This window comes from Chryseobacterium piperi (genome assembly GCF_002285635.2).
In the GTDB taxonomy this organism is placed as follows: Bacteria; Bacteroidota; Bacteroidia; order Flavobacteriales; family Weeksellaceae; genus Chryseobacterium; species Chryseobacterium piperi.
Map to the genome: position 1 here is coordinate 2,880,188 of NZ_CP023049.2, position 14,516 is coordinate 2,894,703.

Annotated in this window: 12 protein-coding genes; 9 read left to right on the plus strand and 3 right to left on the minus strand. The window is 32.7% G+C overall.

Translation table 11 applies throughout. The annotated features are described in order from the left end of the window. Positions 1–369: 369 nt before the first annotated feature. A complete protein-coding gene (locus tag CJF12_RS12555; protein ID WP_034680400.1) occupies positions 370–1,047 on the plus strand; it encodes a hypothetical protein in 678 nt (225 codons plus the stop codon). A gap of 54 nt (positions 1,048–1,101) precedes the next feature. On the opposite strand, the gene infB is transcribed toward CJF12_RS12555, so the two are convergent. The 3 genes from infB to rimP form a co-directional block, all read right to left on the minus strand. Next, positions 1,102–4,056, minus strand: a complete 2,955-nt coding sequence (gene infB / locus CJF12_RS12560) for a translation initiation factor IF-2 (RefSeq protein WP_034680403.1) — start codon at positions 4,054–4,056, stop codon at positions 1,102–1,104. 77 nt (positions 4,057–4,133) lie between these two features. After that, positions 4,134–5,369, minus strand: coding sequence for a transcription termination factor NusA (nusA, locus tag CJF12_RS12565; RefSeq protein ID WP_034680405.1), 1,236 nt, complete (start codon positions 5,367–5,369; stop codon positions 4,134–4,136). 16 nt (positions 5,370–5,385) lie between these two features. Continuing rightward, the gene (gene rimP / locus CJF12_RS12570) at positions 5,386–5,853 is read right to left on the minus strand and encodes a ribosome assembly cofactor RimP (protein ID WP_034680408.1); all 468 of its coding nucleotides are present in this window, start codon (positions 5,851–5,853) and stop codon (positions 5,386–5,388) included. Between the two features lie 213 nt (positions 5,854–6,066). Between rimP and CJF12_RS12575 the strand changes: the two genes are divergently transcribed. The 8 genes from CJF12_RS12575 (at position 6,067) to CJF12_RS12610 (ending at position 14,510) form a co-directional block, all read left to right on the plus strand. Next, positions 6,067–7,380, plus strand: coding sequence for a UDP-glucose dehydrogenase family protein (locus CJF12_RS12575; RefSeq protein ID WP_034680410.1), 1,314 nt, complete (start codon positions 6,067–6,069; stop codon positions 7,378–7,380). A gap of 180 nt (positions 7,381–7,560) precedes the next feature. Next, positions 7,561–8,640, plus strand: coding sequence for a dTDP-glucose 4,6-dehydratase (rfbB, locus tag CJF12_RS12580; protein WP_034680412.1), 1,080 nt, complete (start codon positions 7,561–7,563; stop codon positions 8,638–8,640). Positions 8,641–8,668: 28 nt separating this feature from the next. Beyond that, complete coding sequence (gene rfbA, locus CJF12_RS12585) at positions 8,669–9,532, plus strand: glucose-1-phosphate thymidylyltransferase RfbA (protein ID WP_034680415.1); 864 nt, start codon at positions 8,669–8,671, stop codon at positions 9,530–9,532. A gap of 170 nt (positions 9,533–9,702) precedes the next feature. After that, on the plus strand, positions 9,703–10,545 hold the full coding sequence (locus tag CJF12_RS12590; protein ID WP_051887132.1) for an ABC transporter permease: 843 nt from the start codon (positions 9,703–9,705) through the stop codon (positions 10,543–10,545). After that, positions 10,545–11,741 carry an ABC transporter ATP-binding protein gene (locus CJF12_RS12595; RefSeq protein ID WP_034680418.1) on the plus strand — a complete coding sequence of 399 codons (1,197 nt, stop codon included), beginning with the start codon at positions 10,545–10,547 and terminating at the stop codon, positions 11,739–11,741. The genes CJF12_RS12590 and CJF12_RS12595 overlap by 1 nt, the downstream gene beginning before the upstream one ends. 10 nt (positions 11,742–11,751) lie before the next feature. Continuing rightward, positions 11,752–12,834, plus strand: a complete 1,083-nt coding sequence (locus tag CJF12_RS12600) for a DegT/DnrJ/EryC1/StrS family aminotransferase (protein WP_034680421.1) — start codon at positions 11,752–11,754, stop codon at positions 12,832–12,834. Between the two features lie 4 nt (positions 12,835–12,838). After that, complete coding sequence (locus tag CJF12_RS12605; RefSeq protein WP_034680426.1) at positions 12,839–13,585, plus strand: dTDP-4-amino-4,6-dideoxyglucose formyltransferase; 747 nt, start codon at positions 12,839–12,841, stop codon at positions 13,583–13,585. Between the two features lie 7 nt (positions 13,586–13,592). Then, a complete protein-coding gene (locus tag CJF12_RS12610) occupies positions 13,593–14,510 on the plus strand; it encodes a glycosyltransferase family 2 protein (RefSeq protein WP_157759858.1) in 918 nt (305 codons plus the stop codon). Positions 14,511–14,516 lie beyond the last annotated feature (6 nt).

The window sequence follows — 14,516 nt, forward strand, 5'->3', positions numbered from 1 at the left end:
AACAAATTTTAATATATTTAAGAGAGCAAATATGTTAATAATTATTAATACTGGCAACTTTTTTTAATGAAAAATTATAACATTTACAATCAATTACGATTAATAAAACAATATAATAATTAGAATTTGATAAAAAATTAACAATCAACATTTTAATAAAACAAAATACATAAATATGAAATATTTTAACAAAACTTTATTAACTTAAAAAATATTATTTAGAATCAATATAAATTAATTTAATTAAAAAATCACTTTATATTGAATTTTTAAAACCAAACTATCAAATTATCTTAAAGTTTATCAACTACTCTTAAATAATATTTATACTTTTGAAAATAAAATTATCAATCATATAACGTTAAAACAATGAAAAAAATAATCGCAAGTATTTTACTATTGACAAACATATCTTTTGTCTTCGCTCAACAAACTTTATCAGTTAATCAGGTTCTTGGAGATCATTCCGTATTTGATGGTTTTAAATCTCCATCTGGTAAAGCATTAAAGTATGAAGAGATTTCAGGGACTCCTTATCTTACTAAAAATTTTAGTAATGCAAAAATAGCGGACAGCTATGAACAGGTACCTGTAAGATACAATAGCTACAGTGATGAAGTAGAGTTTCAAAAAAACGGTCAAATTTCAGCATTACTCAAAGATTCCAAATTTTCCAGAATAGAAGTACTTTCCCCTAAACAGACTATTGTATTACTCGATACATCCGATGATTTGAGCGGGTATTTTTTTGAGATTGTAAATAGCAAAAATGCTCTTTATAAAAAAATTAAAACGAAATTTACCGATGCTGTTCCAGCAGCTAACTCCTACGCAAGCGATAAACCTGCTGCTTTTAGAACATTGGATCCTGTTTACTATATCAAAACAGATACAGGCTTTATAAAAAAACCAAAAAATCAGAAAGACATTATAGCACAGTTTCCCGATAAAAAAGAAAGCCTAAACACTTTCTTTAAGTCTAACAAAATTAAATTTGACAAAGAAGAAGACCTAATAAAGTTAGTAACTTTCCTCAACCAGAACTAACAAAAAAATCCACTTTTTACAAAGTGGATTTTTTTAATTATATAAGAAAGAAATTTATTTCAATTTCTTCTTCACTGCAACTTCTTCGTAAACTTCAAGAATATCGCCAATTTCAATATCATTATATCCTTTTAAATTCAGTCCACATTCGTAACCTTTAGTTACTTCCTTCACATCATCTTTAAAACGTTTCAAACTTTCAAGTTCTCCATCAAATTTAACGATTCCATCTCTCAAAACTCTTACTTTTGAGTTTCTTGTTACTTTTCCTGAAAGAACCATACATCCGGCAATACTTCCGACTTTAGAAATTTTGAATACTTCTCTAATCTCAACATTACCAATAACCTGTTCTTTAATTTCAGGAGAAAGCATTCCCTCCATTGCTTCTTTCACTTCTTCGATAGCAGCATAGATGACAGAATACGTTCTGATTTCAATCTCTTCTTTATCTGCAAGTTCTTTTGCATTACCACCAGCTCTTACATTAAATCCTATAATAATAGCATCTGAAGCAGTAGCAAGGTTAACATCAGATTCTGTAATCTGACCTACCCCTTTATGCAAGATATTTACGTTGATTTCTTCAGTAGAAAGTCTTTGTAACTGATCTGATAATGCCTCAACAGAACCATCCACATCTCCTTTAAGGATAATGTTTAATTCTCTAAACTCACCAAGAGCAATCCTTCTACCCAATTCTTCAAGAGTAGTATGCTTTTTAGTTCTTATCGAAAGTTCTCTCTGAAGCTGCTCTCTCTTATTAGCAATAGTTTTCGCTTCACTTTCATCTTCATATACTTTAAACTTATCACCTGCCGTAGGCGCTCCATCAAGACCTAAAATAGTTACCGGAATCGAAGGACCAGCTTCTGTAAGATTTCTGCCTCTTTCATCAAGCATTGCTTTAACCTTACCGTGGTTTTTACCTGCAAGTACATAATCTCCAACTTTCAAAGTTCCTGATTGTACTAACATGGTAGCAACATATCCTCTTCCTTTATCTAACGAAGCTTCAATAACAACCCCTTGTGCATTTCTATCTGGATTAGCCTTTAAGTCAAGCATTTCAGCCTGAAGTAATACTTTTTCCAATAAAACATCCATATTATTACCAAACTTAGCTGAAATTTCCTGTGACTGAACATTTCCTCCCCATTCTTCTACTAAGATATTCATCCCAGAAAGTTGTTGACGAACGTTATCAGGATTTGCTGACGGTCTATCAACTTTATTCAACGCAATAATCATTGGTACACCTGCAGCCTGCGCGTGAGAAATTGCTTCTCTTGTTTGAGGCATTACATCATCGTCTGCAGCAATTACAATAATTGCAATATCCGTGATCTGAGCACCTCTGGCTCTCATCGCTGTAAACGCTTCGTGACCTGGTGTATCTAAGAATGTTATTCTTTGTCCGTTTTCTAATTTTACATTGTATGCTCCAATATGCTGTGTAATACCTCCTGACTCACCAGCAATAACATTTGTTTTTCTGATGTAGTCAAGTAAAGACGTTTTACCGTGATCTACGTGACCCATTACCGTTACAATAGGTGCTCTTGGAGAAAGATCCTCCTCTGTATCCATATCCTCTTCAGCCTCTATTTCTTCAAGATCAGCATCTGAGAATTCTATTTTATAACCAAATTCATCTGCAACCAATAATAAAGTATCAGCTTCCAATCTTTGGTTCATGGTAACCATAACACCTAATGAGAAACAAGCAGAAATAACCTCTGTAGGGGAAACATTCATTAAACTAGCCAACTCACCTACAGTAATGAACTCAGTAACCTTTAATGTTCTGTCTTGAGCATCGATCTCTTGCTGACGTTCATCCTGCTCTCTACGGAATGTTCTTTTATCTTTTCTGTGTTTAGCAGATTTAGATTTACCTCCTTTATTGGTTAACTTTTCAAGAGTTTCCTTAATTTGGTTTTTAACTTGTTCATCTGTTAACTCAACAGGCATTGTTCTTTGACCTGGTCTGTTATTAGGACCTTTTTTAAAGCCACCACCCTGACCTGGCGGACGATTTCCTTGATTGTTACCATATGGACGGTTTCCTCCAGGACCACCCTGACCTTGAGGACGGTTTCCTTGTCCACCTTGCCCCTGAGGACGGTTTCCTCCAGGACCACCTTGACCTTGAGGGCGGTTTCCTTGTCCACCTTGGTTATTATTTCCAGATTGTTGATTATTACCAGAGTTTTGTTGGTTAGGACCACCCCCTGGTTTTTCAATTCTCTTTCTTTTCTTTTTTGCACCAGAATTAGGCTTCGGAGCAAATTGAGTTAAATCAATTTTTTCTCCGACAATTTTAGGACCATCTAATTTTTGATAAACTGTCTCAATTTTCTGAGGCTCTTGAGGTTGATCATCATTTTTCTGAGGTTCTTCTTTTACCTCAACAACTGGTTTAGTTTCAGTTTCAACAACTGGTTTTGGAGTTTCTTTCACAACTTCAATTGGTTTTTCTTCAGCTTTTTTCTCCTCCACTTTTGGTTTATCTTTTTTAACTGGTCTATTTCTCGATTCTATTTGAGATAGATCTATTTTATCCAAAACTTTAAATTCCTGTTTTTCGGGAGTTGATTTAACTTCAGGTTCCGGTATGATCTCTTCTTTCTTCTCTTCAATCGGTGCCACAGGAACTACAGGTACCTCAGGAGTTTCCTCAACTTCAGGTTTTTTAGAATCCAAATCTATTTTACCTAAGATTTTAGTTTCTGGTTTATTAGCTTTAGCTCTTATTACTTCAGGGGTTTTCTTTTCTTCAATCTCCAGCTTTTCTTCCGGAACCTTTGTGATCACCACCTCATGGGAAGCTTTACGTTGTTCGCCATCCTTAGCAAACTCAGCTTCCAATGCAGAATATGCCGCTTCTTCTAATTGAGCGTTAGGATTGCTTTCAACTTCGAAACCCCTTGACTGTAAAAACTCTACTAATCTGGACATCGAAATGTTGAATTCCTTAACCGCTTTATTTAATCTTATTTTTGGCATTTATATTATTTACTATTTTTTAATTCTTAAAATTAAAGTATTTCTTTTTTACTTTTTATTAAAATTTATTTAAAATCTTAATCTTCAAATTCTTCTCTCAGAATGCGCTTTACATCTTCAATAGTTTCCTCTTCCAAGTCTACCATGTTTAAAAGACTTTCAGTATCTTTATCTAATACCGATTTCGCAGTAGTAAGACCTACTTTCTTAAATTCATCCAAAATCCACTGCTCGATATCGTCATTAAATTCTCTTAATTCAACATCGTCATCCTCGCTAGATTCTCTATACACATCGATTTCATATCCTGTCAACCAAGAAGCGAGTCTGATATTCTGACCTTGCTTTCCAATTACTTTAGAAATCTCTTCTACAGGTGTATAAACTAATGCATAACTACTGTTCTCGTTGATGTCAATTTTATTGATCGTAACATTTCCTAATGCTCTTTTCACTAAAATTTCAGGATTTTTAGACCACTGAATAACATCAATATTTTCATTTTTCAACTCTCTGACAACACCATGAATTCTGGATCCTTTAACTCCCACACAAGCTCCTACAGGATCAATTCTGTCATCATAAGCATCTACTGCAATTTTTGCTTTCTCTCCAGGAATTCTTACTACTTTTTTCAGCATAATCGTTCCATCCTGGATTTCAGGAATTTCAAGTTCTAATAATTTCTCCAGAAATTTAGGTGCAGTTCTTGAAATAATAATTTGTGGCTTAGAGCCTTTAAAGTCTACTGTTTCCACAATAGCTCTGATGTTCTCTCCTTTTTTAAAGAAGTCTGAAGGAATCTGATTTTCTTTTGGCAATATAAATTCATTACCTTCATCATCCAGCAAAATTACATGCTTGTGACGAATATGGTGAATCTCTCCTACAACAATTTCTCCAATTCTATCTCTAAACTGCTCATACAACATTGCATTGTTATGCTCTTGTAATTTTGTAGCTAAAATCTGTTTCAAAGTTAAGATATTTCTTCTTCCTAACTGCGCAACAGGAATTTCCATTGTGAAATCTTCTCCTACTTCAAAAGTCGGGTCGATTTTCTTTGCTTCAGAAATTTCAATTTCCAAATCATCATCTTCCGACATTTCATCTTCTACAATTGTTTTATTTAAAAATATCTGAAAATCTCCTTTATCAGGATTCACAATCACATCAAAATGATCATCTGAATCAAATCTTTTTCTCAAAAGAGTTTTCAGTGAGTCTTCAATAATTGCCATAAGATCAATCTTACTGATCCCTTTTTCGTCTTTAAAATCACCAAAGGATTCAATCAACGCTATATTATCCATTTATTCTTTTTTCTTTTTAAAATTTAATTGCTACTAATGCTTTTTTAATCTCAGAGTAAGGAATTTCCTTTTCCTCTTCCACATCTACTTTACCCTTTCCAATATCTTTTGGTTTTCGGTAACGTAAAATAAGTGTGATTTTCTCTTCATCTACTTTTGACAATTCACCTTCTATTTTAGAAGAGTCTTCAAGTACAACCTCAATATCTCTTCCCAAATTTTTATTAAATTGTCTTGGAGTTGACAATGGTTCACTTAATCCGGCAGACATTACCTGAAGGCTAAAATCATGCTCTTCACGATCCATATTGAATTCTATAGCACGACTTGCATCAAGACAGTCTTGCAAAGAAACTCCATTATCCCCATCTAAAATCACTGTAATATCATCCCCTGCAGAAAACTTTAAATCAATAAGAAATAAATCTTTTCTGGTCTCAAGGAATTCATTTAATAATTCTTCAATTTGCTTTCTAAACTCCATAAATTTTATCTTGGTCTACCCGTACGAAAAAAGGCTTTCTTCCGAAGCCTTCCCATTTTTTTCCGTAAATCCTTTGCAAATATAATATTTTTTTTCTAAAAAAGCAAAATCATCTTATTATCAGGTCAATAACCTTACAATCTATTAACAATAATTTAGAGAGACATGAAAGTATTTTTATTATTTTTGTCCTGAATTTTAAAAACATACATTTTGAATATAACAATTGTAGGAACAGGTTATGTAGGACTGGTTACAGGAACCACCCTGGCGGAACTTGGCAATTCAGTATACTGTGTTGATATTGATGAAAAAAAAGTAGAAGGAATGAAAAATGGCATTGTTCCCATTTACGAGCCGAATCTTGAGGAAATGTTCCATAGAAACATTCAATCTCAAAGATTATTTTTCACCACTAATTTAAAAGAAGCTCTGGACAAGAGCGAAGTAGTCTATCTTGCACTACCTACTCCTCCCGGAGAAGATGGCTCAGCAGATCTTTCCTATGTATTGAAGGTGGCTAATGACATTGGAGAAATGATGACTGAATACAAGGTCTTTGTTAATAAAAGTACAGTCCCTGTAGGAACAGCAGATAAAGTAAAAGAAGTAATATCTTCAAAAACAAGTATCCCATTTGACGTAGTTTCTAATCCCGAATTTTTGAGAGAAGGTTTTGCAGTAGAAGACTCCATGAATCCTGCAAGAGTAGTAGTCGGATCAGGTTCAGAGAGAGCAAAGGAAATCATGTCTAAAATTTACCAGCCCTTTACCAATACAGGAATCCCTATCATTTTTATGGATGAAAAATCCTCTGAACTTACTAAATATGCAGCCAATTCTTTTTTAGCAGTGAAAATCACATTTATGAATGAGATTGCCAACTACTGTGAAAAAGTTGGAGCAGATGTAGACAAGGTAAGACTGGGAATGGGAAGTGATGACAGAATAGGACACCGTTTCTTATTTCCGGGAATAGGATATGGAGGAAGCTGTTTCCCAAAAGATGTAAAAGCTTTAATAAAATCCGGAAAACAGGAAGACTTTAATTTCCAGATCCTAGAAGCAACTGAAAATGTAAATATTGCTCAAAAAGTAATTCTCGTTTCAGAAATTGAAAAATATTTTAATGGGAATCTAAAAGGAAAAAAAATCGCTATATGGGGATTGGCTTTTAAAGCTAACACCGATGATATAAGAGAAGCATCTTCTTTAGACAATATTAATTTATTACTGAAGAAAGGAGCAGAGATTATTGCTTACGACCTGGTTGCGGAAGCCAATGTTCAAAAATTAATGGGAGACCAGATTCAATATGCAAAAACAATGTACGAAGCTTTAGAAGGAGCAGATGCATTATTTATTGCAACAGAATGGCCAGAATTTAAAAACCCGAATTTCGAATTAATGGCTAAAAAAATGAACAATAAAGCTATTTTCGACGGAAGAAATATGTACCCATTAGAAATACCTGAGCAAAATGGATTTTACTATAAGAGTATAGGAAGAAAAACAATCTCCAAATAACTGATCTACAATTATCAAATCATAGAAATTAAATTACTCTGATCTGTTTATATTATATTTTATTAATAAAAAATGTAAATACAAAAACAAACAGAATCCTTTATTTTAATATAGAGTATTTCTTTTTATTATGAATACTTTTAATATCTTTAACACTAACTTCTTTTTCAAAATATTAAAATGAAAAATATAATTATTACAGGAGGAGCCGGTTTCATCGGCTCACATGTTGTAAGAGAATTCGTAAAAAATAATCCGGATGTTAAGATCATCAACCTAGATGCTCTTACTTATGCCGGAAATTTAGAAAACTTAAAGGATATCGAAAACGAGCCTAATTATGTTTTCGAAAAAGCTGACATCACAAAACCTGAAGAATTAAGACCGGTTTTTGAAAAGTACAGACCAGACGCAGTAATACATTTAGCAGCAGAAAGCCATGTTGATAGAAGTATAACAGATCCCATGGCATTTATCAATACCAATGTCAATGGTACAGCTAATCTTCTTAATCTATGCAAAGAGTTCTGGACATTAAATCCAGATCACACTCATGGAAGATTTCCAAATGAGCCTCGAAAAAATTTGTTCTATCATGTATCAACTGATGAAGTTTACGGAAGCTTAGGCGAGACAGGTTTTTTTCTAGAAACAACATCATATGATCCGCAGTCTCCATATTCTGCTTCTAAAGCAGCCTCTGATCATTTAGTAAGATCATATGGAAATACCTATGGAATGCCTTTTATTGTATCAAACTGTTCCAACAATTACGGCCCTAATCACTTTCCGGAAAAATTGATTCCACTTTGTATTTCTAATATCATTAATGAAAGACCATTACCAATTTATGGTGATGGAAAATATACAAGAGACTGGCTATTTGTCATTGATCACGCCAAAGCAATTCATCAAATATTTAACGAAGCAAAAACAGGGGAAACTTACAATATAGGAGGTTTTAACGAATGGCAGAATATTGATTTAGTGAAAGAACTTATCACGCAAATGGATGCAAAACTTGGTAAACCTGCAGGCTATTCTGAAAAATTAATCACTTTTGTAAAAGACAGACCAGGACACGACAAGCGCTACGCTATTGATGCAACCAAACTTAATCACGATTTAGGATGGAAGCCATCTGTAACATTTGAGGAAGGTTTAGGAAAAACAATTGAATGGTATCTTGATAATAAAGAGTGGCTAGAAAATGTCACAAGTGGAGATTATCAGAAGTATTACGAAACACAATATAATTAAAACTAATATCCAATAAAAAAATAAACAGATGAAAGGTATCATACTTGCCGGAGGTTCCGGAACAAGACTCTATCCCCTTACCATTGCTGTAAGTAAGCAGTTGATGCCGGTTTATGATAAACCGATGATCTACTACCCTCTTTCAACATTATTATTAGCGGGAATAAAAGATATACTTATTATTACAACTCCTCATGATCAGGAAGGCTTTATTAAGCTTTTAGGTGATGGCTCCCAAATTGGATGCAATATAGAATATGTTGTACAGCCAATTCCGGATGGTCTTGCACAAGCATTTATTTTAGGAGATTCATTCATTGGGAACAATTCGGCAGCCCTGGTATTAGGTGATAATATTTTCTATGGGTCAGAAATGGGAACATTACTGAAAAATAAAACCAATCCAAACGGTGGTGTTGTTTTTGCTTATCACGTTTCTGATCCTGAAAGATATGGTGTTGTTGAATTTGATCAAGAGCTTAAAGCTGTATCTATTGAAGAGAAGCCTACTCATCCAAAATCAAATTATGCTGTTCCAGGTCTATATTTTTATGATAATGAAGTAGTTGAAATTGCTAAAAACATACAACCTTCCGCACGAGGTGAGCTTGAAATCACAGATGTTAATAATGTTTATCTAAAAAAAGGTAAACTTGAAGTGGGTGTTTTAGATAGAGGAACTGCCTGGTTGGACACCGGAACATTTGATTCTCTTCACGATGCATCAGAGTTTGTAAGCGTTATTGAAAAAAGACAAGGCTTTAAAATTGGATGTATCGAGGAAATTGCTTTCAGGAATAAGTTCATTAATGAAGAAAAACTATTGGAAACTGCGCTAAAGTATGGAAAAAGCGGATATGGTGAGTATTTAAAAAAACTCGTCGGCAAATAACAATGTAATTTATAAATTTCATACACTAGCAATATTTCAACTAATAATTTTTATGTATAATATCAAATATATTGATATTTATTATTATTTTACTGTTTATATGAATAATATTTCACAACACCCAAAACCAGGAATCAAATTAATTATTATAAATTTGAAAAAAATCTACTTTGAAAACCGTAGTTTACACATCTGATAAAAAAACACATTTTTTCCAAGAGCTCAAATCAATTTACAGAGATATTAAATCCTCTAATTTTTTAGCCTATCAAATGACTAAAAGAGATATACAATCTCAACATAGGCAATCTTTATTAGGGTTCTTTTGGATATTAGCACCGGTAATTATCAATTCTCTAATCTGGCTATTTTTAAATGGCTCTGGAGTAGTAAATGTAAATATACCAGGAGGAATACCTTATCCTGTTTTTGTTATTTTAGGCACCACAATATGGAATATCTTTGCCGAAGCAGTCCAGACTCCGATAAACTCAGTAAATGCAGGAAGAGCAATTATTTCCAAAATAAACTTCCCAAAAGAAGCCTTATTAATGAAAGGGTTGTACACTACTCTTTTCAATTTAGCGATAAAAATGATACCTGTTATTGGCGTTTTAATTGTATACCAGATTGTACCTTCATGGAATTTGCTTCTTTTTCCTTTTTATATTATAGCCTTAATAATTTTTGCTTTTGCTATTGGAATAATTATTACTCCTTTAGGATTAATCTATACAGATATAAGTAAAGTACTCACTACTGGAGTTCCTTTTTTAATGTATCTGACACCCGTTGTATTTGCCACACCTAGAGTAGGATTTTTTAAAGTCTTGTTCAAACTAAATCCTTTAACCTATCTGATTAATGATACTAGAAATACATTAGTGGGAGTAGAAGTACAATCTTTGGTATTCGCAATCATTTTAACAGCTATCAGCTTTATTGTTTTATTAATCGGCTTGGTTATTTTCAGAAAATCAATGCCGATAGTTATTGAGAAAATTGGAGGATAATGAAAAAAGATAAAGAAATATTAGTATCAGTACAAAATGTATCTAAAAAATTCAGTAAAAACCTGAAAAAGTCACTTAAATATGGAGCTTCGGATATTATCCGTAGTACACTGGGATTATCAATAAATAAAGAACTCCGTCCACAAGAATTTTGGGCAGTAAGCGACGTCAGCTTTGAGCTAAGAAGAGGGGAATGTATTGGTCTGATTGGTCATAATGGAGCTGGAAAATCTACACTTTTAAAAGTTCTTAACGGCTTATATACACCTGATAAAGGACAGATTATAATGAAAGGAAAAATAGGAGCCCTAATAGAATTAGGCGCTGGCTTTAATCCAATACTTACAGGTAGGGAAAATATATATAACAATGCCTCTATTTTAGGATTTACTAAAAAAGAAGTTGAGGATAAAATGCAGTCTATAATCGATTTTTCAGAGATAAGAGATTTTATAGACACATCTGTACAAAATTACTCTTCAGGAATGAAAGTACGTTTGGGATTTGCTGTTGCAGCCCATCTTGAACCGGATATATTGATCATCGATGAGGTATTAGCAGTTGGGGATCTAGGCTTTGTTTTAAAATGTTTTAGTAAAATTGATGAATTACTCCCCCATACCGCTGTTATCTTTGTATCTCATAGCATGCCAATGATATCAAGGATATGTAATGAAATAATCCTAATGGATCATGGTAAAGTTGAATACCAAGGAAAAGAAATAGGAAAAGGAATACAACTTTATTACAATAAATTTTCAAACAATAGTCAAAATAAAGTGTATGATGATGAAACTTTTGCATTAAGTGCTGTGCAAACAGATCTTTTAAATAACCAAATACATCGTCATCAGGACTTCAGCCTCACTTTCGAATTCAAAATTAACAAGCCTTTCACAGAATTACCTATGTTATATATGGAGTTCAAGGATAAAGAACAAAAACCAATTGCAGGAATTTTTGTAAAAGAATATAAAGAGAATATAGATCAAGCCACAAAAATCACTTACAAAACTGTGATTAAAAATCCTCTTTTTACACTTGGAAAATATATCCTGGATGTAGGATTATATGAACCCACTACAGAATCACCTTATCTTCGGATTAACAACATTCTTGAATTTATGGTAAGTGGAGAAAAAGAGCAATGGATACCATTTGAGCTCGATAGTGAAAATATCATAACTTTACACTAAAAAATTTATTATGATTCCTATTACCCAACCCTTTCTTCCGCCGAAAGAAGAATATAATCAATATTTAGAAGGTATCTGGAAAAGGAACTGGCTTACCAATATGGGGCCTTTGGCCAGCCAACTGGAAATGGAGCTTAAAGATCATCTCAAATTAAATCATTTATTATTTGTTACCAACGGTACAGTTGCAATACAAATGGCTATCAAAGCTCTCGAAATTACAGGAGAAGTAATCACAACACCATTTTCATTTATAGCGACTACCAGTTCTATTGTATGGGAAGGTTGCACTCCGGTCTTTGTAGATATAGATCCTAAAAGCTTATGTATAGATCCTTTAAAAATTGAAGCTGCAATTACAGAAAAAACAACTGCAATTCTTGCCACTCATGTATACGGAAATCCTTGTGATGTTGAAGCAATAGATATTATTGCCAGAAAACATAATTTAAAAGTAATTTATGACGCTGCTCATGCTTTTGGGATAGAAATAAATGGGAAGTCTATTTTTGAATATGGTGATATTTCCACTTGTTCTCTTCACGCAACTAAACTTTATCACAGTATTGAAGGTGGCTTAATTGTTACAAAAAATCCCAAGTTATTAAAAAAACTGGCACATATCAGAAACTTTGGAATTTCTGGATTCGATTCTTTTTCCGAATTAGGATTGAATGGTAAAAACTCTGAATTTCATGCTGCTATGGGTTTAGCTAATCTAAAATATATCAGCCAAATACATAAAAAAAGAAAAGCTCTTACTGCTTTGTATGATGAAAAGCTTAAGACTCTAAAGGCTGTCAAGCCTCTTTGGCATTCTAAAGCTACAGAGAATTATTCTTATTACCCTATTGTTTTAGAGAGTGAGGAACTTTTATTAAAACTAAAAAAAGAAATGGATAGTCAGGAAATCTTTACGCGAAGATATTTTTATCCCAGTTTGGCATCTGCTTTACCTTATCTTCCAAAATTAGAATTACCTATTACTGAAGATATTGCTAAAAGGGCTTTATGTCTTCCTCTTTATTATGATATGACTTTTGAAGAGGTTGAACTTATTGCTAGACTGCTGTTAAGAATCCAAAATAATTAAGATTATGTTTAACAATATTTTAGTGATTTCAGATAATGCATTTCTGTGTAAAAAACTAGAAAATATACTTATAGAAAAACTAAACGATGAACAAAATGTAAATTTCGCCATCAGCCCTTTTTCTACAATTAATGACTTTAAGGGCTTTATTAAGTCTGAGGTATTTATTTTGGATTTAAAAAATGAAAATGACATTCATCATATTACAGACAAATATGATCTTGTACTATCAATCCATTGTAAACAGTTTTTCCCCAACAATCTGATCGATCGAGTTAAGTGTATTAATATTCATCCAGGATATAATCCCATAAATAGAGGCTGGTATCCACAAGTTTTTTCTATTCTTCATAATCTTCCTATAGGAGCCACAATTCATGAAATAGACAATAAACTTGATCATGGCCCTATTATTGACAGAGCATTTGTAGAGAAAAGTATTGATGATACATCCGGAAGTTTATATGATAAGATTCTGGAAAAAGAGATTGAATTGTTTAATAAGAATGTAGAAGCTATATTAAATAATACGTACGAAACTTTTTTTCCAGAAAACGAAGGAAACATTTTTTTAAAGAAAGACTTTAACAATCTCTGTAAGATTGACTTACAAGAACAGACAACTACCGGGCAATTTATAAATAAACTGAGAGCTCTTTCTCATAAAAGCTTTAAAAATGCTTACTTTATTGATCCTAAAAGCGGAAAAAAAGTTTTCATATCAATTAATATTGAAGCTTCTAAAGATTAAATACAAAATGAAAAAAGATTTTCTAGTTACTGTCTCAATGCCCAACTATGGCCAAGAAAAATTTATTTCAGAAGCTATATTAGGGGTTTTATCTCAAAAAGCAAATTTTGAAATAGAACTCATTGTAACTGATGATTGTTCTCCGGATAATACTAAAGATGTTGTTCAGAACATTATAGAAACACACCCTAATGGACACTGGATCAAATATATAAGACACACTAAAAATAAAGGTGCTATTCCCAACTTTGCATGGACTATCTCTCAAGCAAAAGGCAAGTATATAGCAGTTTGCGAAGGGGATGATTATTGGACAAACCCTTTAAAGCTTCAAAAGCAAGTTGATTTTTTAGAGCAAAATCCTACATATAGTATCACATTCCATAAAGTACAAGAAACAGGTGGTTCTGAAAATGAAATAATAAGCAGTCCTTCAAAAGAAGAAACATATACAATATTGGATTTAGCAAAAGGTAATTTTATACATACTCCTTCAGTTGTTTTCAGGAAAAATTTTGAAGAACTTCCTGAATGGTTTAAGTACTCTCCCATCGGAGACTATCCTCTGCACCTACTTAATGCTGCTTATGGTCTGATAAAATATTTCCCAGATGAAATGGCTGTGTACAGAGTTGGAAGCGGAATTTGGAGCTCTAAAAGCACAGTCTATAAACTTATAAATACTATTTTTTCCTTAAAATTCCTTTTGGAGTACTTCAAAGAAAACAAACCAGTTTTTGAAAGCCTAAAAAAACAATATGACAATTATTATGCTGCTATTATAAAACCTATTGAGGCAAAAGAAATACTAGAATCTAATATAAAAGACTATAGATTTTTGGAAAAGATAATTAGTTTTAGTAGCATTTTAAAAATATTGAAAATCAAGCTTTGCAAAAAGATAGGAATAGCAAACTCAAGATAAATTATC

Excerpts from the sequence above, each read along its gene's own strand:
- CJF12_RS12555 (WP_034680400.1), top strand. The coding sequence starts at position 370 with ATGAAAAAAATAATCGCAAGTATTTTACTATTGACAAACATATCTTTT.
- infB (WP_034680403.1), bottom strand. The coding sequence starts at position 4,056 with ATGCCAAAAATAAGATTAAATAAAGCGGTTAAGGAATTCAACATTTCG.
- nusA (WP_034680405.1), bottom strand. The coding sequence starts at position 5,369 with ATGGATAATATAGCGTTGATTGAATCCTTTGGTGATTTTAAAGACGAA.
- rimP (WP_034680408.1), bottom strand. The coding sequence starts at position 5,853 with ATGGAGTTTAGAAAGCAAATTGAAGAATTATTAAATGAATTCCTTGAG.
- rfbB (WP_034680412.1), top strand. The coding sequence starts at position 7,561 with ATGAAAAATATAATTATTACAGGAGGAGCCGGTTTCATCGGCTCACAT.
- rfbA (WP_034680415.1), top strand. The coding sequence starts at position 8,669 with ATGAAAGGTATCATACTTGCCGGAGGTTCCGGAACAAGACTCTATCCC.
- CJF12_RS12595 (WP_034680418.1), top strand. The coding sequence starts at position 10,545 with ATGAAAAAAGATAAAGAAATATTAGTATCAGTACAAAATGTATCTAAA.
- CJF12_RS12600 (WP_034680421.1), top strand. The coding sequence starts at position 11,752 with ATGATTCCTATTACCCAACCCTTTCTTCCGCCGAAAGAAGAATATAAT.
- CJF12_RS12605 (WP_034680426.1), top strand. The coding sequence starts at position 12,839 with ATGTTTAACAATATTTTAGTGATTTCAGATAATGCATTTCTGTGTAAA.
- CJF12_RS12610 (WP_157759858.1), top strand. The coding sequence starts at position 13,593 with ATGAAAAAAGATTTTCTAGTTACTGTCTCAATGCCCAACTATGGCCAA.